Annotated in this window: 18 protein-coding genes, 2 tRNA genes and 1 pseudogene; 12 read left to right on the forward strand and 9 right to left on the reverse strand. The window is 44.9% G+C overall.

The window, feature by feature from the left end; all coding sequences use genetic code 11:
• The first annotated feature begins 20 nt into the window (after positions 1–20).
• The 6 genes from astE (at position 21) to RT084_RS10425 (ending at position 8,425) form a co-directional block, all read left to right on the forward strand.
• Positions 21–1,007: a succinylglutamate desuccinylase gene (gene astE / locus RT084_RS10400; RefSeq protein WP_219330841.1), complete on the forward strand. Its 987-nt coding sequence runs from the start codon at positions 21–23 to the stop codon at positions 1,005–1,007.
• A 110-nt stretch (positions 1,008–1,117) separates the two neighbouring features.
• Complete coding sequence (locus RT084_RS10405; protein ID WP_257619556.1) at positions 1,118–1,684, forward strand: APC family permease; 567 nt, start codon at positions 1,118–1,120, stop codon at positions 1,682–1,684.
• Complete coding sequence (locus RT084_RS10410; RefSeq protein ID WP_313099846.1) at positions 1,642–2,304, forward strand: amino acid permease; 663 nt, start codon at positions 1,642–1,644, stop codon at positions 2,302–2,304. The genes RT084_RS10405 and RT084_RS10410 overlap by 43 nt, the downstream gene beginning before the upstream one ends.
• Positions 2,255–2,593 carry an amino acid permease C-terminal domain-containing protein gene (locus RT084_RS10415; protein WP_313099848.1) on the forward strand — a complete coding sequence of 113 codons (339 nt, stop codon included), beginning with the start codon at positions 2,255–2,257 and terminating at the stop codon, positions 2,591–2,593. Before RT084_RS10410 ends, RT084_RS10415 begins: the two co-directional genes overlap by 50 nt.
• Entirely contained in the window at positions 2,590–3,477 is an 888-nt protein-coding gene (locus tag RT084_RS10420; RefSeq protein WP_313099850.1) for a universal stress protein, read from the forward strand. Before RT084_RS10415 ends, RT084_RS10420 begins: the two co-directional genes overlap by 4 nt.
• A gap of 25 nt (positions 3,478–3,502) precedes the next feature.
• Entirely contained in the window at positions 3,503–8,425 is a 4,923-nt protein-coding gene (locus RT084_RS10425; RefSeq protein ID WP_313099852.1) for an NAD-glutamate dehydrogenase, read from the forward strand.
• A gap of 535 nt (positions 8,426–8,960) precedes the next feature.
• Here RT084_RS10425 and RT084_RS10430 read toward each other — a convergent pair.
• From RT084_RS10430 to RT084_RS10440, 3 genes are all read right to left on the reverse strand, one after another.
• A tRNA-Asp gene (locus RT084_RS10430) sits at positions 8,961–9,037 on the reverse strand.
• A gap of 36 nt (positions 9,038–9,073) precedes the next feature.
• Positions 9,074–9,149: transfer RNA gene (locus tag RT084_RS10435), tRNA-Val, on the reverse strand.
• A 263-nt stretch (positions 9,150–9,412) separates the two neighbouring features.
• Positions 9,413–9,904, reverse strand: coding sequence for a glutathione peroxidase (locus tag RT084_RS10440; protein ID WP_159675923.1), 492 nt, complete (start codon positions 9,902–9,904; stop codon positions 9,413–9,415).
• Positions 9,905–10,091: 187 nt separating this feature from the next.
• Between RT084_RS10440 and RT084_RS10445 the strand changes: the two genes are divergently transcribed.
• Entirely contained in the window at positions 10,092–11,765 is a 1,674-nt protein-coding gene (locus RT084_RS10445) for an aminotransferase class I/II-fold pyridoxal phosphate-dependent enzyme (protein WP_312536799.1), read from the forward strand.
• 90 nt (positions 11,766–11,855) lie between these two features.
• Here RT084_RS10445 and RT084_RS10450 read toward each other — a convergent pair whose 3' ends face one another.
• Entirely contained in the window at positions 11,856–13,250 is a 1,395-nt protein-coding gene (locus RT084_RS10450; protein WP_099807647.1) for a sodium-dependent transporter, read from the reverse strand.
• Between the two features lie 436 nt (positions 13,251–13,686).
• Here RT084_RS10450 and RT084_RS10455 point away from each other — a divergent pair, with 436 nt between their 5' ends.
• On the forward strand, positions 13,687–14,160 hold the full coding sequence (locus RT084_RS10455) for an arsenate reductase ArsC (RefSeq protein WP_282842262.1): 474 nt from the start codon (positions 13,687–13,689) through the stop codon (positions 14,158–14,160).
• A 105-nt stretch (positions 14,161–14,265) separates the two neighbouring features.
• Here RT084_RS10455 and RT084_RS10460 read toward each other — a convergent pair whose 3' ends face one another.
• From RT084_RS10460 to RT084_RS10470, 3 genes are all read right to left on the reverse strand, one after another.
• The gene (locus RT084_RS10460) at positions 14,266–15,615 is read right to left on the reverse strand and encodes an aminopeptidase P N-terminal domain-containing protein (RefSeq protein WP_312385968.1); all 1,350 of its coding nucleotides are present in this window, start codon (positions 15,613–15,615) and stop codon (positions 14,266–14,268) included.
• A gap of 16 nt (positions 15,616–15,631) precedes the next feature.
• Positions 15,632–16,825 carry an acetylornithine deacetylase gene (gene argE, locus RT084_RS10465; RefSeq protein ID WP_312385970.1) on the reverse strand — a complete coding sequence of 398 codons (1,194 nt, stop codon included), beginning with the start codon at positions 16,823–16,825 and terminating at the stop codon, positions 15,632–15,634.
• Between the two features lie 77 nt (positions 16,826–16,902).
• A complete protein-coding gene (locus RT084_RS10470; RefSeq protein WP_282842265.1) occupies positions 16,903–17,643 on the reverse strand; it encodes a UPF0149 family protein in 741 nt (246 codons plus the stop codon).
• A 248-nt stretch (positions 17,644–17,891) separates the two neighbouring features.
• Here RT084_RS10470 and RT084_RS10475 point away from each other — a divergent pair, with 248 nt between their 5' ends.
• Positions 17,892–18,296, forward strand: a complete 405-nt coding sequence (locus RT084_RS10475; protein WP_312385974.1) for a hypothetical protein — start codon at positions 17,892–17,894, stop codon at positions 18,294–18,296.
• A gap of 63 nt (positions 18,297–18,359) precedes the next feature.
• A complete protein-coding gene (locus RT084_RS10480; RefSeq protein WP_060996063.1) occupies positions 18,360–18,653 on the forward strand; it encodes a cell division protein ZapA in 294 nt (97 codons plus the stop codon).
• Between the two features lie 26 nt (positions 18,654–18,679).
• Here RT084_RS10480 and RT084_RS10485 read toward each other — a convergent pair whose 3' ends face one another.
• Positions 18,680–18,934: a hypothetical protein gene (locus tag RT084_RS10485; protein ID WP_312385976.1), complete on the reverse strand. Its 255-nt coding sequence runs from the start codon at positions 18,932–18,934 to the stop codon at positions 18,680–18,682.
• Positions 18,935–19,481: 547 nt separating this feature from the next.
• Here RT084_RS10485 and RT084_RS10490 point away from each other — a divergent pair.
• A complete protein-coding gene (locus RT084_RS10490; RefSeq protein ID WP_175405743.1) occupies positions 19,482–21,128 on the forward strand; it encodes an NAD+ synthase in 1,647 nt (548 codons plus the stop codon).
• Positions 21,129–21,269: 141 nt separating this feature from the next.
• Here RT084_RS10490 and RT084_RS10495 read toward each other — a convergent pair whose 3' ends face one another.
• Positions 21,270–21,740, reverse strand: a complete 471-nt coding sequence (locus tag RT084_RS10495; protein ID WP_060996073.1) for a winged helix-turn-helix transcriptional regulator — start codon at positions 21,738–21,740, stop codon at positions 21,270–21,272.
• Between the two features lie 150 nt (positions 21,741–21,890).
• On the opposite strand from RT084_RS10495, the pseudogene RT084_RS10500 reads away from it, so the two are divergent.
• Positions 21,891–22,913: pseudogene (locus RT084_RS10500) on the forward strand (D-amino acid dehydrogenase); the annotation flags it as partial.
• Between the last annotated feature and the right edge of the window lie 49 nt (positions 22,914–22,962).

Below are 22,962 nucleotides of genomic sequence, written 5' to 3' on the forward strand. Positions count from 1 at the left end.
TTATCAAAGGATAGCTTGTTATGCCAAGTTTTTTGCAAGACGTGTTAAGCCGAACACGCCCCACCACCAAAGCAGGGAAAATCCACAATATCACTTGGCAATGGCTGGGTGAAGGTGTGGTGAGTATTACCCCTGCTACTTATGACAAATCGGTGGTGATTTCGGCAGGGATTCATGGCAACGAAACTGCCCCAATTGAGATGTTAGAGCAGATTTATCAAGATATATTTGCAGGTGAGTTGACGGTCAATAGCCGATTGCTGTTGATTTTGGGCAATCCTGAAGCCATTCGCCAAAACAAGCGTTTTATCGGGTTTGACATGAACCGCTTGTTTTATCAGTCGTATCAACCAAACAAAACCTCGCTCACCTCTCAAGAAGCCCTGCGGGCAAAATTACTTGAGCAATGGGTTGGCCAGTTTTTTGCTACGGTGGATAAGCGCCTTCCTCGTTATCATTATGACTTGCACACCGCGATTCGCTCATCGCTGTTGCCCACATTTGCGTTATTTCCCTATCCAGCAACCGCGGTGGATGATTTTTTGCTCAGCAGCCTAGCGGCAGCAGAACTTGATGCCTTGGTGTATCACAATACCAAAGGTGGTACGTTCACCCAGTTTAGTTGCTCAGCGCACCAAGCGTTTAGTGCCACGCTAGAGCTGGGTAAAGCCAAGCCGTTTGGGCAAAATGATTTGCGGCAGTTTGCTTCTATCGACCGTGTGCTCCGAGCGATCATCAGCGGTCAGACATTACCCACTCGACAAACAGCTGCGATACGGGTGTTTGATGTCAGCGATTCTATCATCAAGCAAAGCGATGAATTTGTACTATATGTCGAGCCGACTGCCCCTAATTTTACCGCCTTTGAAGCAGGCACACCGCTTGCCACTGATGGCGGTCAGACCTACGTAATGCACGATGGCACGGCTTATATTTTGTTTCCCAATCCCAATGTTGCAAAAGGACTGCGCGCGGGTTTGGTGTTAAAAGAGCGAATGGCTGTTTAGCTACTCACTTTTACTAGGAAAAACTATTTACCCATTTCAACTCATGTATTCATTTGTCAAAGCCAGTTTTTAAGGTAGGACTCAGGGATATTGTTTTTACAGGATAACTTATGGAACGGACGCCAAGTTTAACCCACCGCTTATTGCGCCAAAAACCCATCGACCAATTGGTGGAGGAAACCCGCCAAGAAGGCAAACATCTTAAACGCTCGATTTCGTTGTTTCAGCTTACCATGTTTGGGGTGGGAGCAACGATTGGTACGGGTATTTTCTTTGTATTAAGTCAACAGGTTCCTGTAGCAGGCCCTGCCGTGTTGATTTCTTTTATCATTGCGGGGATTACCGCAGGTTTGACCGCACTGTGTTATGCTGAACTTAGCTCGATGATTCCTGCCTCTGGCTCGTCGTATTCCTATGCCTATGCTACGCTTGGTGAGGGGGTGGCGTTTTTGGTGGCAGCCTGTTTGATTTTGGAATACGGCGTATCAGCGGCGGCGGTGGCGATTGGCTGGAGTGAGTATTTAAATAACTTGATTGTCAATGTGTTTGGTGTGCATTTGCCGAGTTGGATGCTGTCTGCACCCCTACAGGCGGACGGTATCGCCTGTATTTTGGCGGTGATGGGGGTATCAATTTGCCTGCGTCGGTTTTGGTGTTTTTGTGCTGTGTACTGTTGATGCGTGGGGTGGCGGAGTCTGCCAAGGTCAATGCCATCATGGTAGTGGTCAAGCTTGCGGTGTTGGTGCTATTTATCGCCATTGCAGGCAGTGCATTTAATGCAGGCAATCTCACACCGTTTGCCCCACATGGCATAGCAGGGATTGGGGCGGCAGCAGGGTCTATCTTTTTTACCTTTATCGGGCTAGATGCGGTGTCTACCGCTGGCGAAGAGGTCGAAAATCCGCGCCGTAACCTGCCATTGGCGATTATTGCCGCTTTGTTTGTGGTGATTACTTTCTATATTTTGGTGGCGTTGACTGCCCTAGGCGCTCAGGCTCAAGGCTTGTTTGAAGGACAAGAAGCGGGCTTGGCGGTGATTTTGCAAAACATTACAGGCTCAAAATGGCCCGCCATCGTGCTGGCAGCAGGGGCCGTGGTGTCGGTGTTTTCGATTACGTTGGTAGTGCTGTACGGTCAAACTCGGATTTTGTTTGCCATGTCTCGAGATGGACTTGCGCCCAAGATTTTTCACCGTGTCAACCAACGCACTTTGACGCCCAATGCCAACACCTTGATTGTGGCGATCATTGTATCATTGTATCATTGTATCATTGATTGCCGGTTTTATCCCTGCTGACGTACTGTGGGATTTGACCAGTATGGGCACACTGATTGCCTTTACCGTGGTGTCGATTGGGGTGATTTTGCTACGCTATCGCATGCCCAATGCCCTTCGTGGCTTTAAAGTACCGCTGTTTCCTGTATTACCGATATTAAGCATTTTGGCGTGTTTGTATTTGATTTCAAGCTTAGCTATCATTGTGTATGTGATTGCAGGGATCTGGGTAGTCATAGCGGGCTGTTACTACTTTTTTGTCGCCTCAAAAAATTCAGCATTAGAAAAACACTCAGGGAGTCGAGTATGAAACTGTTAGTCGGTTATTTGGATAACGCAGTTGGCAAAGATGCGTTAAAACTTGGCATAGTATTGGCAGAAATGCTAAAAAGCGAGCTCGTGATATGTCAAATTTTGCCCAAACCTGCCAAAGCCAAAAAATCCTCCAAAGTTGATGAGGAATATCACCAGTTTTTGCATGAAGAAGCCAAAAAGTCATTGGATAAAGTCAAACTTGAAGTACCTAGCCACATTGATGCACAGTATGTGATTCGTTGCGCTGAATCCCCCGCTCAAGGTTTGCTGCAGACCGCCAAGGATATGTACGCCGATATCATTGTCATCGGCAGTGACAAAATGGCACTCAATGGCGAATTTATCTTAGGTAAAGTGACGCAATATTTGCTCAATCATGCGACGATACCTTTAGCACTTGCCCCAAAAGGATTTCATAAAAATCATGGATTTAGTGAGAAAATCACCCGTTTAAGCTGTGCAGTATCTGGCTCAAAAAAATCTTACGAACTGGCAGAAACTGCCGCAGAATGGGCGGCAATGTTTGATGTGAAGCTGCGGTTTGTCACTTTTGGGGTACGAGACACGGATATTACGCCTACGGCAGCAGGGTTTGATGCAGAGAATATCATCATCAACGAATGGCGTGACCAGCTTCAGGCAGGTTTTGACCACGCTACCGAGCATTGGGAAAGCGAGGTGCCAATTAGTCTAGAGATTGGCGATGGTGATAATTGGAAAAAATCTATTCGCTCGGTGACGTGGTCACCCAATGAAATACTGCTGATTGGCTTTAACAAACCTGAAAAACTCAAACATTTATTCACCAGTCACGATTTTGACAAAATCGTGCGCTATGCTTTTGTGCCTAGATTGGTTTTACCTCGACTCGATAAATAACTGAAATAAACAAGAAGAAATCACCATGAATACTAAAAAAAATGTCACTACCGCAACCCTTGCCGCCCTGGACATGGACGACATCAAGCAGTTTACCCACAAGTATGTGAGTGACAGTCCAGTACTCGACAAATTTGTGGATAATTATTACCAAAACAGTCAGCAACACTTTGGGCAGGGAGCGGACAAGCCCTTGACTAGTGAAACCTTGGCAGGGATTGCATTAAACCATTTTAGCCTATTACAACGCCATCGCTTGGGAACCCCGCAAGTGGCAGCGTTTAACCCCGATTATGAAAGTCAACACTTTCACTCAGCGCATAGCGTTATTCAGATTGTGGCATCTGACCGCCCTTTTTTGGTCGATACCTTGCTGATGAGCTTAGAGTCGATGAATATCACCGTACATCGCTTGCATCACACCATCATGGCAGTCAGCCGTGACGATGCGCAGCAAGTGATAGATGTCAGCGTCAGTCAAAGTAGCGACACCAAGTTTATCTCATTGATTTATTGTGAAATTTCTCAGCAGTCAGCCGACAGACTTGCTGAGATCCAGACCGCGATTTTGGATAAAATCAAAGTGCTCGATAAGGTGGTCAATGATTGGCAAGCCATGCGACAAAAACTGATTGATGTCAAACAACAACTGGCAACTAGCCAGCTACCCGCACAACAACAAGCCGAAATCCCCGAAATTCAAGCGTTTTTAGATTGGATTTTAGACAATAATTTTATCTTTTTAGGGTATCGAGAATACCATTATCGAGATGAACCCGATGGCATCGAAATTTATCAACAAACCCAAACAGGTCTTGGGCTACTTGGCGATGACCATGATAGCAAAACCTCTAATATTCCAGCTGTTAGCACCCAAAACCTGGATCATGAAAAACCGTCTGAGAGTTTTAACCAATTGCCAAAAACGTTGCGAGCGTTGGTGAATGAACCGCAAGTGCTGTTATTGTCAAAATCTCGTCACTTATCGCCTGTGCATCGCCCTGCGTACATGGATTTTTTGGGGATTCAGCAATTTGATGATAACCGCAAAGTGATTGGCGAACACCGTTTTGTTGGCTTGCTTACCGCCAACGCCTATCAATTAAGTGTCACCCAAATCCCCATGCTTCGTCAAAAAGTCGCCAGTGTACTTGCAATGGCTCATTTGCCGACCAATGGGCACGCTTATCACAAGTTTCAGCATATTTTGAACACTTTGCCGCGCGATGACCTGTTTCAAGCCAGTAGCGAAGCCTTGTATCCGATGGTGATGGGCATCGCCAATTTGCACAACAAACACCGTTTAAGGTTGTTTGCCCGTATTGACCATTATCAACGCTTCGTGTCGTGCCTTATTTTTGTGCCACGGGATAAATTTAACACCCAACTGCGTAGGGCGATTCAACAAATTTTGCTTGACGCTTTTGGCGGTGAATCGTCACAGTTTAAGGTCGATTTTGATGAGTTGCATCATGTACGTCTGCACGTACACGTTCGCACTCAGCCAGAAAACCTCAATCACATCGACATAGATAGCCTACTACCGAGCCTTGAGGAGCAACTCAACAAGTCCATGCAAGGATGGGAAGACGAAGCAAGACAAGTGTTTGCCGATGAACTAGGCGAGGCTCAAGGCACGCAGCTGGCGGATAACTATCTAAGAAGTATCCCTTTGGCGTATCAAGAAGATTACACGCCCCGTGTCGCTTTACAAGACCTCAAACGACTCGATAGCATCGCTACCCAGCAAGCCCTACCGATGCGCTGGTATCTGTATCAAAAGACCAACGAGCCTGCCCAAAACCTGCACCTCAAAGTGTATGGCAAATCGCAACCTGCCACCTTGTCACACATTTTGCCAATTTTGGAAAACTTTGGCCTAAATGTCATCAGTTCTCAAAGTTATGAATTAGAAAATTTGGACTTGTGGATGCAGGCGTATGCCTTGCAACTGAAACACAGCACCGATGCCGCCAATGTTGATATGGCAGTGGTGGCAAAACAGGTTGAAGAAGGGCTTGGTTTGATTTGGCAAGGCGCTATCGAAAATGACAGCCTAAACCAACTGATTCTGACCACCCCACTCGATGCTCATGAAGTGGTGCTTCTGCGAGCCTTGAGCCATTATATGTTACAGGCAAAAGCCCCATTTTCATTGCCTTATATTAAGCAAACCTTGATTAAATACCCACAATTGTGTATCAGCTTTGTACAACTGTTTCACGTCAAAATGTGCCCACAAGACGTGATATTGGCAAGTGAAGTGATGTCTGACCCCACTTTAACCGTGGAAAATATTGAAGCAACCATTCAAGACACGCTCAAATCCGTGCAAACGCTCGATGAAGACCGTATTTTGCGTTGGATACTTGATTTACTGCATGCTTTACTTCGTACCAACTATTATCAGCGTGACGAACAAGGCGAGCGTAAAGACCGCTTGTCGTTTAAATTCTCTGCCAAAGACATTCCAAACTTACCAAAACCCAAGCCGATGTTTGAGATTTTTGTGTATTCGCCAAAAGTTGAAGCCGTGCACTTGCGAGGTGGCAAAGTAGCTCGGGGCGGACTGCGCTGGTCAGATCGCATGGAAGATTTCCGCACCGAAGTGTTGGGGTTGGTCAAAGCCCAAATGGTCAAAAATGCCGTGATTGTGCCTGTGGGTTCAAAGGGTGCTTTTATCGTCAAAACCAAGTCGATGAAAGACGGACGAGAAACCTATATGGCAGAAGGTGTGCGTTGTTACCAGACCTTTATCCGCGGGCTACTTGATATCACCGATAACTTGGTTGATGGTCATGTCTTACCACCTGCCAATACCCTGCGTCATGATGGTGATGACCCATATTTGGTCGTTGCCGCTGATAAAGGCACAGCGACGTTCTCCGATATTGCCAATGCCTTATCGGCTGAATACGGCTTTTGGCTAGGGGATGCCTTTGCCTCAGGTGGTTCAGTCGGTTACGACCATAAGGCGATGGGTATCACAGCAAGAGGGGCGTGGGAATCGGTAAAACGTCACTTCCGAATGATGGGCAAAGACATCCAAAACCCAAACAATCCTAATAATCAATTCACCGTGGTCGGTATTGGTGATATGGGTGGCGATGTGTTTGGCAATGGGATGTTGCTATCGCCCAATATCAAGTTGTTGGCAGCCTTTAACCACCTGCATATTTTTATCGACCCAACCCCTGACGTGGCGGCAGCCTTAAGCGAGCGTGAACGTCTGTTTAATTTGCCCCGCTCAACATGGGACGATTACAACAAAGCCTTGATTAGCCAAGGCGGCGGTGTGTTCTCTCGTCAAGACAAAGCAATCGCCATTAGTTCTGCTATGAAACAAGCATTTACCATCGAAGCCGACAGCCTTACTCCTGATGAATTAATTCACGCCTTACTAAAATCGCCTGTTGATTTAATTTGGAATGGTGGTATCGGCACGTATGTCAAAAGCACCCAAGAAAGCCACGCCGATGTTGGTGACCGCGCCAACGATGCGGTGCGGATTGATGGGCATGAACTGCAAGCCAAAGTGATTGGTGAAGGCGGTAATTTGGGCATGACCCAACGTGGGCGCATTGAGTTTGCTCAAGCAGGCGGACGACTTTACACCGATGCTATCGACAACTCAGCAGGGGTTAATTGCTCTGACCACGAAGTAAACATTAAAATCTTACTCGATGGTATCGTGGCACAAGGCGACATGACCGTCAAACAACGCAACGAACTGCTTGCCAGTATGACCGATGATGTCGCAAAGCTGGTGTTGCGTCAAAATTATCTTCAACCGCAAGCCATCGAACTATCCGCCATGCAGGCAACCGCCAATCTTAGCTTACAACAAAAATTCATGCAGTATCTTGAAAGCGAAGAGCGCTTAGATAGAGCGATTGAATTTTTGCCAAGTGATGAGGAAATCGCTCGCCGTCAAAAAGCGGGACAAGGCTTAACCAATCCTGAGCTGTCAGTGTTGTTGGCGTATGGCAAAATGTGGGTGTATGACCATCTGTTAGAATCCGATGTCCCTGATGATGGTTACTTTATTCAAGAAATGCGAAAATATTTCCCCACGGTGTTGTCTGAGCGATACTTTGAGCAAATGCAGCAAAATCCATTACACCGAGAGATTATCAGCACTTATTTGACTAACAGCTTGGTCAATCGCTTAGGTATCGAAGATATCTATCGCATGGTCGATGAGTTAGGTGTATCGATTTCTAGTGTGGTCAAATCCTATAGCGTGATGCGAGATGTGTTTGATATTTCGCAGTATTGGCAGTTGTTTGAAGCCCTAGACAATCAAATCGACTCACAGCACCAGCTAACCCTTGAGTTATGCTTACGTCAGGACTTGACCCAAAGTATGTACTGGCTGATTCAGCAGTTTGGGGAAGACTTTGATGTGACTGCGGTATCGACCCAGTTGTCCGATGGCATGGCAAGCTTGACCCGTCAAACCTTTGACAATCAGCCTCGTACCAGTTACTTTAGGGATTATCTCGATAAACTCACCGCCCAATACAGCGATATCTCGTTATTGCAGTCGCATTCTGCAACCTTGCCTGTCTCACCACAGGTGCTAGATGCGGTATGGTTTGCCAAGAAAAATAGCCAAGATGTCGAGCAAGTCACGAAAGTTTACTTTAAGGCATATGAGCTACTGCATATAGATTGGCTATTGATGCAAGTTGAATCCTTACCACAGACTAGCTACTGGGAACGCCGCGCCGCTCATGCCCTGCGTGAAGATATCATGACCACGTTTCGCCGTTATGTCAGTCAGTTTTTAGCACAGCCTGACCCACTTTCAGCGATTGAGGCGTTTGCTAGCCAACGTGGCGATACCTTGGCAGAATTGGTACAAGCCAAAGAAGGCGATTTACCCATTACCTTCGCCATTTTGTCAGTGTTAGTGAATCAGTTAAAAGAAGGCATTACTGACTAAACTTGTAATCTCTCAACACTAAAGAGGCATAAAACAAGAGCCTTAAAAAACTGGCATACTGAGAATTAGCTGTATATACATTCTTCGGTTTTATCAGTTTTTTAGGCTTTTTTGTTTTTTTAAGCTTTTTTGCTAGTGCTCAAATGTATCAACCTAGTTCTATGTTAATTTTATGAGAATTTAGTCTCGACATTGGGCATACGTGAGTGTGCGTTATCTTAAAATTGCTAAGTTCAAGTAAGATAACATTACCTCCTGACAGGTAACGGCTTGTAACCTTGAAAGCCGTAAGCCAAAATTTTTGGTCACAAGCGTTCGCTCACGTTAGTTTTACTTAAATATTAAAAATAGATATCTTTTGAACTTAGCAATTAAAACCAATTTTCCTAATCACATTAAGAGAGAAATACGTAAAATAATAAATTTTTTAAAATCAATAACTTATCATTTATTTCAAGCCAAAAAAAACCTCAAATCAGGGGAGATTTGAGGCATAAAACTTTAAAAATTTCGTTTTTAAATCCACTAAAATAAGTGGCGCAGCGGACGGGACTCGAACCCGCGACCCCCGGCGTGACAGGCCGGTATTCTAACCAACTGAACTACCACTGCACGGTAGCTGATGACGACGACCCAAACTTGTCAAATTGGTGGGTCGTGACGGATTCGAACCGCCGACATTCTGCGTGTAAGGCAGACGCTCTACCAACTGAGCTAACGACCCATCGTCTGTGGTGGGTATTATAGAGAATTTATTTTTGCTGTCAATGATTTTTTTTGGCAAATATTAAAATTTTTAAAAAATTTTGCTGAGCATGTCATGTGGTTGTCACATAAAAACCCTATCATACCTACATGGCCAGCAAGGTCATAGCTAACAATAAAAATAATAAGATAACAATAATAACAATGTCTCTATCGCTTGTCACCCAAAGGATTTAATTCCCCCAATTAAATCCTTTTTATTTTTTTCTCTCCCGCCTTTTCTCACTGTTGTGCCAGTAGTGTTTTGATATCCACCTCAAGGTCTTGGGGGGCTTTGGTCGGTGCAAAACGATCTACGACTCTGCCGTGTGCATCAACTAAAAACTTGGTAAAGTTCCATTTGATGGCGTCACCCAACATACCCTTGCCCTGTGGCTGTGATTTTAAAAACTGATAAACAGGATGGGTATCTTTACCATTGACGTCAACTTTTGCCATCATCGGAAAGGTCACGCCATAATTGATTTGGCAAAACTCACTAATTTGCGCTTCACTGCCAGGATCTTGCTGACCAAATTGGTTGCAGGGAAACCCCAACACCACCAACCCTTGGTCTTTGTAAGCTTGGTATAGCTTTTCTAAGCCCTGAAACTGTGGGGTAAAGCCGCATTTGCTTGCGGTATTCACAATCAATACGACTTTACCTCTAAGGGTGTCAAAATCAAATAGCTGACCTCGAATATCGGTCGCGGACAATTGGTAAAAATCTTCCATAGCAAATCTCCTTATTGTTAGTTAAAAAGTTGTTAGTTAAAAAATTGTAAGTTTTTCTTGCATTATTATGCTGACAAGCGTAGTTTATCTATTGGCAGTTATTCAGCCTCACTTACGCCTAAAAATGTCAGTATTTCTGACAAAAGTCTGATATGATTTATTAATACTCAAACGGAACTCCCCCGCTATGCTCACTGACGCTAAACTATCGGCTGGACAACGCTTGACGCAGCTGCGTAAAAGCAAAGGTTTGACCACTGCCGAACTTGCCGATTTAATGACCCAAGCTGGTGCTAAAGTTAGCCGTGCCGCGATTTCTAATTGGGAGCGCGGCTCCAATGGCATCGTGTCCAATAAACTGCCTGTGCTTGCCAGTCTGTTAGGGTGCAGCGAAAGCTATTTGCTATCGGGTACTGGGGTGGAAAGTCAAAGCGTCAGCACCCAAGCGTTAGCGGCGAATACGGTCAATGATACTACTGTAGCACAAGCATCAAGCGATGCCAATCAAGCGAATCCGTGGCAGGGTCAAACGGCTCAACCGACGACGCCTGCTGCTACCAATTTTCAACCCAACCATTCTAAACCTAATCCCAAACCCAATCCCAAACCTAGTAGTGATGTATCTACCATGAAAACTTTGAACAAATCCAACAAACTGCAAAACGTGTGCTATGACATTCGCGGTCCTTTGCTACAAACTGCCAACCGCATGGAGACACAAGGTCATAAAATCATCAAACTCAATGTTGGCAACCCTGCCCCATTTGGGTTTGAAGCGCCGCAAGAGATTTTATCAGATGTGGCGATGAATTTGCCCAATGCGATTGGCTATTCAGACTCTCAAGGGATTTTTGCCGCGCGTAAAGCGATTTTGCAGTATTACCAAGCCAAAGGATTGTTAGAAGCGGTAGACGTTGCCGATGTGTATTTGGGCAATGGTGTCTCTGAACTGATTGTGATGACCATGCAAGCGTTACTGGATGACGGCGATGAAGTGCTGATTCCTATGCCTGACTACCCGCTTTGGACAGCGGCGACGAATTTGGCAGGGGGTAAAGCGGTTCATTATCTGTGTAATGAAGCCGACAACTGGCAGCCAGATATTGCCGATATCGAAAGCAAAATCAATGAGCGCACCAAAGGCATTGTGGTCATCAACCCAAACAACCCAACAGGCGCGCTTTATTCTACCGAAAATTTAAAAAAAATCGTGGCACTAGCAGAAAAACACGGGCTTGTACTGATGGCGGATGAGATTTATGACCGCGTGCTGTATGATGATGCCGTGCATGTACCGATGTGCACCCTTGCCAAAAACTGCTTGGTTATCTCGTACAATGGCTTGTCAAAGTCGCACCGTATCGCAGGTTTTCGTTCAGGCTGGATGATGTTATCGGGTAAAAAACACCATGCGGCTGATTTTATTGAAGGGTTAACCATGCTATCATCGATGCGGCTGTGTGCCAATGTCCCTTCACAATACGCGATTCAAACGGCGATGGGTGGCTATCAAAGTATGCAAGCCTTGACCGCACCAACCGGTCGCCTGTATCAGCAGCGCAACATCGCTATCGAGCGCCTAAACGCCATTAAAGGTATCTCATGTACCATGCCACAAGGGGCGTTTTATTGTTTCCCAAAAATTGACCGTGAGATTTATCCAATCGAAGATGATATGCAGTTTATGATGGAATTATTACTGCAAGAAAAAGTCTTGATGGTACAAGGTACGGGCTTTAACTGGCATGCACCTGACCATTTTCGCGTGGTATTTTTGCCCAATGCATCAGATTTGCATGAAGCGATGGATCGACTTGAGCGCTTTTTTGCCACAAAACGCCAAGAATATGGCACTGATTAATGTTTCATTGAAACAAAAAACCCCGAATCGTCGGGGTTTTTTATTGTGAGCAATTAATTAACTAAAGCTATTGAGATAAAGCCATTGGAATTAACCCAGTAACTCCGTTAAAAATACAGCGATGATACCAATCGGTGCGACAAATTTTACCACAATTTGCCAAATAGTCCATTTCATGCCATCGAGCCCCAATTCACGTTTTACCGATTCTTGGTTGATAAACCAGCCAATGAGGATAATGGTACCCAAACCAATCAAAGGTAGCATGATTTTACTAGAAGTATAATCGAGCGCGTCAAAGATACCTTGTGGGATGTCTTTACCGTTTTTGTGGATAGTAAATACCGCAAAATCAGACAATTTATTGAATGACAATAACGCAAGTACACCGACTGCCCACGTTGCCACTGCCCCTACTATCGTGCAGAGTTTACGGCTCATCGGGGTTTTTTCTTCCAAGAATTCGACAATGGGCTCAAGAATTGAAATCGACGACGTCAATGCCGCAAAAGTCAATAACAAGAAGAATAAAGTACCCACCACCACACCTAGGCTCATTTGACCAAAGGCGATTGGCAAGGTCACAAACACCAAACCGGGACCTGCCGCTGGATCAAGATGATTGCTAAATAAAATTGGGAAAATCGCAAGACCTGCCGCCAGTGAAAAGATAATATCCCAAATAATCACCGTGCGCGCGGTTGCCAATAAATCCACATCTTGTTTTAGGTATGAACCATAACTCACCATGATCGCCATACCCAGTGACAGACAGAAGAACGCATGTCCCAGTGCCGCCATCAGCACTTTACCCACACCAACTTCCTGCATACGCTGCAAGTCAAACTTAAACAAAAACTCGGCGCCTTTGGCAAAATCCATATTAATCGCGTTATATCCCACGATAAATAATAGGATAAAAGCCAACGCAGGCATCATGATTTTTGATGCTTTCTCAATACCTGCTGATACACCGCCAGCCACAATTAGCGCCGTCAATCCCATAAACGCCGTGTGCCACAACGTCATTTCGGTTGGATTTGCCAACATCGTCTCAAAAATTTTGCCAGTGGCGTCGGCATTGAGACCACCAAATGCATTGATACCGGCTTTTAAGGTGTAATTAAGCGACCAACCGCCAATCACACTATAAAATGACAAAATCATAAAAGCAGCTAAAATACCAAAGTAGCCAAGCAGACTCCAAGCAGGTGAGGTGTTATTGGCTACCGCCGCTTTGCGAAAACTTGCTGCTGGGTTACTTTGACCACGGCGACCAATCAGCCATTCAGTGACCAACACTGGAAAACCAATAAGCGCGATACTGATAATAAACACGATAACAAATGCCGAGCCACCGCTATCGCCTGTCATGTAAGGAAACTTCCAAATACTACCGAGACCGACCGCAGAACCCACGGCAGCCATTAAAAACCCAATCTTTGAGCTCCACTGGGAATGAGACGACTTGTGATTAGTGCTCATAATCCCTCCCTAATTGAATGTAAATAAATGAAAAAATTGCAACGAGAATCTTGCAGTATGTAGATTTTTCATGAATCAATAGTTAATGTCAAACTTTCTTTTCATAAAACCTAACCAAAAGTTATACAAGTAAGTTATTATTTTTTTTAATTTATATAAAACACAATAAAATCAAATATTTATAATGGTTATTTTTAAAATTCATTAAACGCAAATTATTTTTATACTAAATATTACTTTTTGGAATCAATAATTTTTGCACCTATTTGATGGCGAATTACTGGCAAAACTTAGCGGTTAATGTAAACGGTTTAAACTCGCACAATTGTGGGGATTTTGATAGCAATTTTTTGCCATTAAAGGTAAAATTTCATTTTCAAAAATTGCACGCCCAAACGTGCTGACCATTCGCAGAATGATGACAAGGGACTTATTGATGACGCAGCCTTATAACGTGTTGTTCTTGTGCAAGCACAATGCTAGCCGTAGCCTAATGGCAGAAGCCATTTTGAATAAAATTGGTGGTGACCGTTTTGTAGCCTATAGCGCAGGCGTTGAGCCATCCCCTAGCGCGCATCCATTCACGCTTGAGGTATTAAAACAAGAAGGTTATGACGTCACAGGCTTAGCGCCCAAATCCGTCAATCAGTTTTTACAAGACAGCGCGCCAAAGATTGATTTGGTGATTGGGCTGTGCAATTCTTTACAGCAACATGCCGACATTGATGGTAAATTCCTACTAACCGCACATTGGCATATCAATGATACCGACAGTGTATCAGCCGATAGTGATATGGAAAGAGCCGCATTTAGCCAAGTATTACGCCAACTTTCTCAGCGCATTCATTTATTGACAAACTTGCCCGAAGATAAAATCGAGCATTTGGCACATCCATCAGCGGATGCCTAACATCCCGGTAAACGATTGACCCTAAAAAAGCCCAACTGTCTTGGGCTTTTCTTTTTTCTATTTTTTTCTTTGCCTCTATATGTAGATGTGCCTCTATCAATCTATCTATGAATCAACTTTTTGCTGCATTAATGATTCAATCGCGTCCGTTGTTTTTGGCACATCACGGGTAAGAACCAGCGGCTCACCGTCGGTAATAACCACATCATCCTCAATCCGAATGCCAATACCCCGATATTTCTTGGGTACCAATGCATTGTCATGCGCAAAATACAAGCCTGGCTCAACGGTAATCACCATGCCTTTTTCAAGCTTTCTGGGTTTACCATCGTCGCCAGTGTAGCGCCCTGCATCGTGCACATCTAAGCCAAGCCAATGCCCTGTGCCATGCATATAAAACGGTAAGTAGGCTTTATCAGCAATCAACTCCTCGACATCGCCTGTCAAAATTCCCAACTCAATCAAGCCTTGGGTCAGTACTTTAAGCGCAGTTTCATGATGGATTTTGCCATGTTCGCCTGCTTTTAGGCTATTGATGGCGGCGATATTGGCATTTAGCACAATGTCATACACCTGTTTTTGCACGTCGCTGAACTTGCCACTCACAGGAAAAGTACGGCTGATATCACCGGCATAATGTTGGTATTCGGCGCCCGCATCTATCATCACCAAGTCGCCGTCGTGCAGCGGTTGGTCGTTTTCGACATAGTGCAAAATATTGGCATTGTCCCCGCCAGCAACGATACTATTATAAGAGGGTACGCAGCCGTATTGGGCAAAAGCATAATTAACTTCAGCTTCCAGTCTACTTTCATTCCCTTGATTTTTCTGCATCAAGGGTGCCACGCTTTGCATGGCGCGAATATGCCCATAAGCACTGATTTGGGCGGCGACTTTCATGCGTGCAATTTCAGACTCATCTTTTATCAGCCGCATTTCATTGATAAGGCTATCAATATTGGTGATGGTATCGACCATACCTTCCCCGCGCTGCAGTTGCTTGGCTTGATTAAGCCAGTCAATCAGCTCATTATTAAAGCGGGCAAACACGTGTTTTTTACCAAAAATCAGGGTTGGCATCACCTCATCAATTTTGCCAATGGCAATCGCTTTATCCACGCCAAAATCTGCAGTTGCACCTTCAAGCCCTACGCGCTTACCATCCCAAATCTCACGTAGTTTGTCTTTTTCACGTAAAAATAACGTGTAGTTGACAGCATGGTCAGTTTTTTCCAAAACCATGACGGATTCTGGCTCGGCAAAGCCAGTCAGGTAGAAAAAACTGCTGTCGGCGCGGTATTTATACTCAGCATCGTTGTTGCGGATATGAGCGGGTGCCGTTTGCAAAATCGCAATGCTATTGTTTGGCAAGGCTTCAGCAAGTTTGGCACGGCGTTTGGCAAATTGGCTTTGGGGAAGCTTTGGCAACAACTGTATGGTTAATTGATTTGACATGATATTTCCAGAAAATTTAATGGCTGTCACAGCATTGTTGAAGAATTTGCTGTAAGAAGCTTTCGCATTTTGCTAATTGGTTTAGACTGACAAACTCATTGGCTTTATGGGCATTGCCAATATCGCCAGGTCCGCAAATCACCGTCGGAATACCTGCATTGGTAAACTGCCCGCCTTCGGTGGCATACGCTACTTTATGGCGCTGCTGTTCATCTACCAAATTTTCTATGAGCTGTTGCAAGGCTTGGCTATCTATATCGGTCATCGCAGGGACATTTTCGTTGCGAGTTAGTTCAATCCCTGTGTCGCTGTCAATGGCGTGCATCTTAGGCTCAAGGGTTTTGATAAAGGCGCGAATCGGCTCAATCACTTGGCTTTCATTCATATGCGGCAAATTGCGATAATCAAAGGTGAATTCGCACAGGTTGGGCACGATATTGGTTGCTGTGCCGCCGGTAATAGTGCCCACTGACAAGGTCGAAAATGGTACGTCAAACGCCATGTCTTGGTCGTTACGTTGTTGCAATTGTTCGGCAAGTTTATCAATAAAATTGATAATTTTACTAGCATAGCTGATGGCATTGACGCCTTGCGGGGTCAGCGATGAATGCACCGATTTGCCATGCACGCGGCAGCGATACACTTGGATGCCTTTATGCGCGGTGACCATTTTCATCATGGTCGGCTCACCGACGATACAGTAGTCTGGCTTAATCCCTTGCGCTTTTAAATCTGCAAGCAGTAATGGCGCACCCAAACAACCCACTTCTTCGTCATACGACAGTGCCAGATGAATCGGTTTGTTGAGCATCCTATTGCGGCTTGCTTGCACCACAGATGGCAACAGGGTTAAGGCACAAGCAATAAAGCCTTTCATATCACAAGCCCCACGCCCGTATAGCTTATCTTCCATAATGGTCGCCACAAACGGATCGGTATCCCATGCCTGCCCATCAACGGGCACCACATCCGTATGCCCCGAAAACACAAAACCCCCTGTCGTTACAGTATCACCCTTACCCATTGCAGGTACAGTCACAAAGAGGTTGGCTTTGGTATTATCGGCATTAAAGGTCAAACGTGGCGACAACCCCAACTGCTCACAATAGCCCGCCACATACTCAATCAATTGCAAATTGGAGTAGCGACTGACAGTATTAAAACCAATCAGTTTTGTTAACCAGTCTACGGCGTTGGATGGATAGCCCATAGTCGTTCCATTTTTATAAATTTTAAACCATTAAAACACCCTATCAGGGTAAATTTAGTCGAAATAGGCTGTTAGCATCAATTCGGCTTTTTACCGGTCATGGCATCTATGACCATATGGGTAACAAAATCATCATTAGTATCTTTTTCTGCTTCCCAATCGAGTTCATCATCACGTAGCTGCTCAATAAAATCCAAATGCTCCTCATCAATCTCTTGGGCTTTGCCCACAGGGCGATTCATGGCAAATCCTGCGATGAGCGGCAACTTGGCGACTGATTTACGCACTCGCCCTTGTGACACACTCACAGGAATCATGCGCACAAACTCAAGTAGCTCCATATATTCAACTTCACCTTCAGCATTGTCTGTCCCTTGCAGTGCCTCATCATACGCATCAATCCGCAGCGCGCCGATTTTTGCCAAGTCATTAAATAGGCTATTTTCTTCCGGACGTAGCGCACTATCGGTGACACCAAAGCCTGTCAAAAAGCCATTTGCCCAGTTCTTAAGTGCCATCAAACGCTCATAGAGTGGATGGTCGTCATCAGGCAACAACGGCATAAACTGGTAGCTATCAGCATCATCGGTTAACACCGCCACCATATCCTCGCCCTCTTCAGTCACTATCTCTAACGCTTTTGGCTCAAGCTCGGTAAAACTCAGCTCAGTCAGTAGCAGTTGCCACTCTTGCTCGGTTGGCGCATCACATACACTTAGCACCCCTGAGATTAGCCCATGTAACTCACTAATTGTGACGTCATGCCAATCCTCAAATGCTTGTGTCCAATCCTGCCAACCTGAAATATAATCATCCATCGCTTTACCCTTTTTTCACAAAAAATTATATCAACATTGAGATAATACTAGCCTTAATGCGGTCAACTATGGCATTATTAAAGTGGTAAAATAATATAAGTATCACTCAAATTTTAAGCCTTCACGCTATAGCTATACCAAAAAAGCCTTTTGCTATTCATGTCAATGAGCGCCCATCACGTCGCTCTTGATGATTTACTTGATTATTCACTCGATTATTCACTCGATTACTGACTAGACATCATATCATGAGCACCCTAATTGACCAACTGACCCAGCTACAAACCGCATTGACTAAGCTTCGCGATAAATATCAATTCGCCAGTAGCGAGCTAACCCGTATTAAAGCACAGCCAACTGTTACCGCAGATCAACTGCAAGCGGTACAAGCTAAGCTCGATGCCAGCAAAGAACTGCAGCAAAATTTGGAACAACAACTTGCCAGACAAGCCGAAGAGTATCAAGCCCTCGAGCAGCGCTATCAGTCACTTGCCGAATCTCACAACATGCTAAGTACCGAATACGAACAAACCCAAAACCAATTACAGATTTTTACCACACAAAATCAAAAACTGATTGAAAAAAATCGCGTTGCGGCAGAGCATACCAAGCTTGTGTTAGAGCGCTTGGCAAAAATTGACAGCGAAAACTAACCCGCCCCTATTTAAGCCAGCCTTAGTGATGTTTAAAACATTTGAATACGTTAGGAAAATCTTATGGCATCTGCCCAAAGCATTAAAAAAGTTGATATCCTGATCAATGGTCGTAGCTATACCATTAACTGCCCAGAATCGGAAGAGCCTGCGTTGCAGCGTGCGGCAAGCTATATTAACCAGTTTATGCAAGAGGTACGCCGCCAAGCGCCTCAGCTACCCCAAGAAGAATTATTGGTACTATGCGCGTTGACCTTGTTTGAAAAATCAGAAAACTTACAACGCTATCAAGAAAACGAAAGCCAAGCGCAAGACCTGGTGGGTAAAATGTTAGAAGACGTTGTGCGTTTTGCCTGATGTCTGTAGTGTAAAATAAAATTCGACTAATTTTGAGCGCGCTGGTATTGTTTGCCAGCATGAAAATCCGCTTGGTGTTCTTGATTACAAAAGAACTTATCCCCTTCTACAATCCCTCGCCACTCTGCTAACGTATGATGGCAAAAATCACACGCACGTGGCTCGGTACTCTCGCCCGGCTGCGGTTGTAAATAGCCTTTCGGTGGTCGCGGATACATCCATTTCATCCCAACCCAGCTAAGCCCCATAATCACCAAAACTACAAAAATTGCGGTAAACATCGCTTCACCTCATTGTCTAATGAACGAATCATCGTTGCCAATTAAGAATTATGACTGCTTGTTAATTAGTATTGTAAGGTTTGATTATACTGCAAAAAATCGCGCATTGATGGGTTATTCATGCTATGTTTAAGCTAATTTTACCAGTTGCAGCGTCTTTCGGTCGTAGCGTCTAAAGATTGCAATTGTAAACATATCATAAAGCGATATAATGTAGAATAATTTTATCTTGTAATGCCATCGCTGTTGCCACCCATAATTATAATAGCGGCATCATGCTTGCATACCGTTTTAGACGGATATGACTAAAGGGACGACCCCATAACAAATTTTTACTGAAGGATTTTTCATGTCACACCTTGATTTAACCCCAGATGATAGCGTAGCAACGCAGCTGCCGAGTGAGTCAATGACCGTCGAAGCTACTACGCCAAACCAACCAGCAAACCCACAGCCAGTTTCTCAAAAACCTGCTCAGCCAACTTCTCAATCAGTTTCTCAGTCAACCACTCAGTCATCAAGCCAATCGACTAGCCAAGCAGATTCTATGGTGGGGCTAAAAATTGCGGTGGCACAGCAGCAATTTATTGTCGGCGATGTCATCAATAATGCCAAAAAAATGGTAGAACTGGCTAAAGATGCCCGTGACAAGGGTGCCAATATTATTGTCTTTCCTGAGTTATCACTGCTGGGTTATCCGCCTGAAGATTTGTTATTACGTCCAAGTCTTGCCTCACGTGTGAAACTTGCTTTTGAATTGCTCTACACGGTCAAAGATATCGTAATGCTAGTGGGTTATCCGCACATTGACCCCAATGGCACGTTTAACTCAGTGGCTATCATTCACAATGGTCAGCAAAAAGGCTTTTATCACAAACAATGTTTGCCAAACTATGGCGTGTTTGATGAACGCCGCTATTTTAATACCGGTCACAACCAAGTGTTGTTTGACTATCAAGGACTCACCATTGGACTACTTATCTGTGAAGACTTATGGCAAGACGCTCCCATTCGCGCACTCAAAGAAAAAGGTGCAGAAATCATCATCAGCCTCAATGCCTCGCCCTTTGAGCAAAACAAGCAAGAACAACGTAAGGCTTTATTAAAAAGCCGTGCCACTGAGCACAATATCCCGATTGTGTATGCCAATAGCGTGGGCGGTCAGGATGACTTGGTGTTTGATGGCGGCTCGATGGTGGTCAACGCTCAAGGTAAAATCGTGCAAGAAGCGCCAAGATTTTTGCAGCATACCCTGTATGTGGTTGCTCGTCACGATGCCCAAAGCGGTCAAGTGATATTATCAGAACAGCGCAAATCACCGCTTGCACTTAGCCAAATCGCTGAAACTTATCAAGCGCTGGTTGTCGGCTTGCGTGATTATGTCAATCATTCTGGCTTTAAAGGCGTATTGGTTGGGTTGTCAGGCGGGATAGACTCGGCGCTCACGCTATGTATCGCCGTTGATGCCTTAGGTGCGGACAAAGTTTATGCGGTTATGATGCCCTATGAGTACACCTCGCAAATCAGCCTGCAAGACGCGCAGGCGCAGGCACACCGGCTCAACGTGTCTTACACCGTGTGCCCGATTCATGCCGCCGTTGAAGGCATGCGTCATACACTAGAGCCGATGTTTAGCAACACCACCGCCGACACCACGGAAGAAAATATCCAAGCCCGTGCGCGCGGCATGATTCTGATGGCATTGTCCAACAAATTTGGTCATCTAGTCATCACCACAGGCAACAAGTCAGAGATGGCCGTGGGCTATGCGACATTGTATGGGGATATGGCAGGCGGATTTGATGTCTTAAAAGATGTGTATAAAACCCAAGTATATGCCCTCGCCAACTATCGCAACCGCCTAGAAGAAACGCCGGTGATTCCTGAGCGTGTGATTACGCGTCCGCCTTCTGCCGAGCTTCGACCCGACCAAAAGGACCAAGACAGTCTGCCCGATTATGATACCCTCGATAAAATGCTGGAGCTGTATATCGATCGCGACTTTGGGTATGATGCGATTGTAGAAGCCGGTTATGATAAAGATGTGGTGAAAAAAGTACTCAGCATGGTAGACCGCAATGAATACAAACGTCGTCAAGCGGCGATTGGCACCAAGATTACCCACCGCGCCTTTGGGCGTGAGCGTCGCTACCCACTCGTCAATCACTGGTCGCTAGAGTTTCCAAAACTCTAACTTCCAAAGCTCTAATTTCCAAAATTCTAAGGCGGCACAACACAAAAAGACTGCGATTTGGCAGTCTTTTTTTTATCTGTCGCAAAGCATGTATCGGAAATTATGTATCACAAAGCATATATCGTAAAGCTTGCACGACAGTTAGGTCATTGTCACATCCAAATGCAAGCTTTCTTTAATCTCTTCCATCACAATCAAACTGTGGGTTTCCACCGCCGCTGGCAATTGTTTTAAGATATTGCCCAGTAACTTGCGGTAAGAACTCATCTCTTTTAGCCGCGCTTTGACCAAAAAATCAAACTCACCCGAAATCAAATGACATTCCAGTATCTCTGGAATTTCTGACAGTTTTTTGCTCACTTGCTCAAAGACATCGCCCGACTTGGTAGATAGCTTTATCTCCAGAAACACCAACAAGCTTTTATTGACCAAATTTGGATTTAACCGCGCATGATAACCTGTGATAATACCTTCACGCTCCAGCCGTTTAACTCGGTCTGAGCAAGGGGTGGTTGATAGGTTAACTCTGGCGGCCAATTCGCTGATAGAAATTCGGGCTTGTTGTTGCAAGATTTCAAGGATTAAACGGTCGGTACGGTCTAAAGTGCGCATAGCAAAATGAAAACCCTGTTTTTTGATGATTGGCATGATAAAACCGATAATATCAGCAAAATTCTAGCATAAAAACAGCAAAATTCACTGCAAAACTTTGCTTATACTAGCGAAATCAACTGATAATTAAGCAGATATTTGGGGGTGGGTATGCGCGTATTGGTATTGGGTAGTGGCGTAATCGGGGTGACAAGTGCCTATTATTTAGCCAAGCAAGGCGTAGAAGTCACGGTGATTGACCGCCAAGCGGGTGCCGCACAAGAAACCAGTTTTGGCAATGCTGGGCAAATCTCCCCTGGCTACTCTACCCCTTGGGCAGCGCCTGGTATTCCATTGAAGGCGGTTAAATGGTTATTCCAACAACACGCCCCTTTAGCCATCAAATTAGATGGTAGTCTGTGGCAGTTACAATGGATGCTACAAATGCTCAAAAACTGCAATACCAAGCGCTATGCCATCAACAAAGAGCGTATGGTACGAGTGGCAGAATACAGCCGCGACTGTCTGCAACAGTTGCGTCAAGACACCGGCATTCACTACGAAAACCGCTCACAAGGCACATTACAAGTTTTTCGCAAACCCGCCCAACTAGAGGCTGTACAGCAAGATATTAAGGTGTTACAAGATTCAGGCGTGCCTTTTAAGCTGATTGATAACAGCAAGGCGTTGGCTGATATTGAGCCTGCGTTAGTAAATGCTACTGATAAGCTGGTTGGCGGATTGCATTTGCCGCATGATGAAACAGGCGATTGCTTTTTGTTTTGCCAAGCATTAGCGCAACAAGCCAAAGCGCTAGGGGTGAAATTTTTATACAATCAAACCATCGAAAAGCTGGTAGTCGATGCTGGGGCGATTAAAGGGGTGCTGGTAAATGGTGAGTTATTAACGGCAGACCAGTATGTATTGGCGTTGGGCAGTTATTCGCGGGCGCTTTTGCAACCGCTGCAGCTTAATCTGCCTGTGTACCCTGTCAAAGGCTACTCACTGACTGTGCCGATTATCAATGCTGATTTAGCGCCCCAATCAACGGTGCTTGATGAAACCTATAAAATCGCCATTACTCGCTTTGACAACCGCATTCGCGTAGGCGGTATGGCAGAATTAAGTGGTGTTGATGTAAGTCTAAACCCCCAGCGCCGTGCCACACTCGAAATGGTCACGCAGGACTTATACCAAACCCATAAAATATAGTATTATAGCTATATGAAAGAATCAAACCCAA

The sequence above is a fragment of the Moraxella sp. CTOTU48717 genome (assembly GCF_032057165.1).
Lineage (GTDB): Bacteria > Pseudomonadota > Gammaproteobacteria > Pseudomonadales > Moraxellaceae > Faucicola > Faucicola tetraodonis.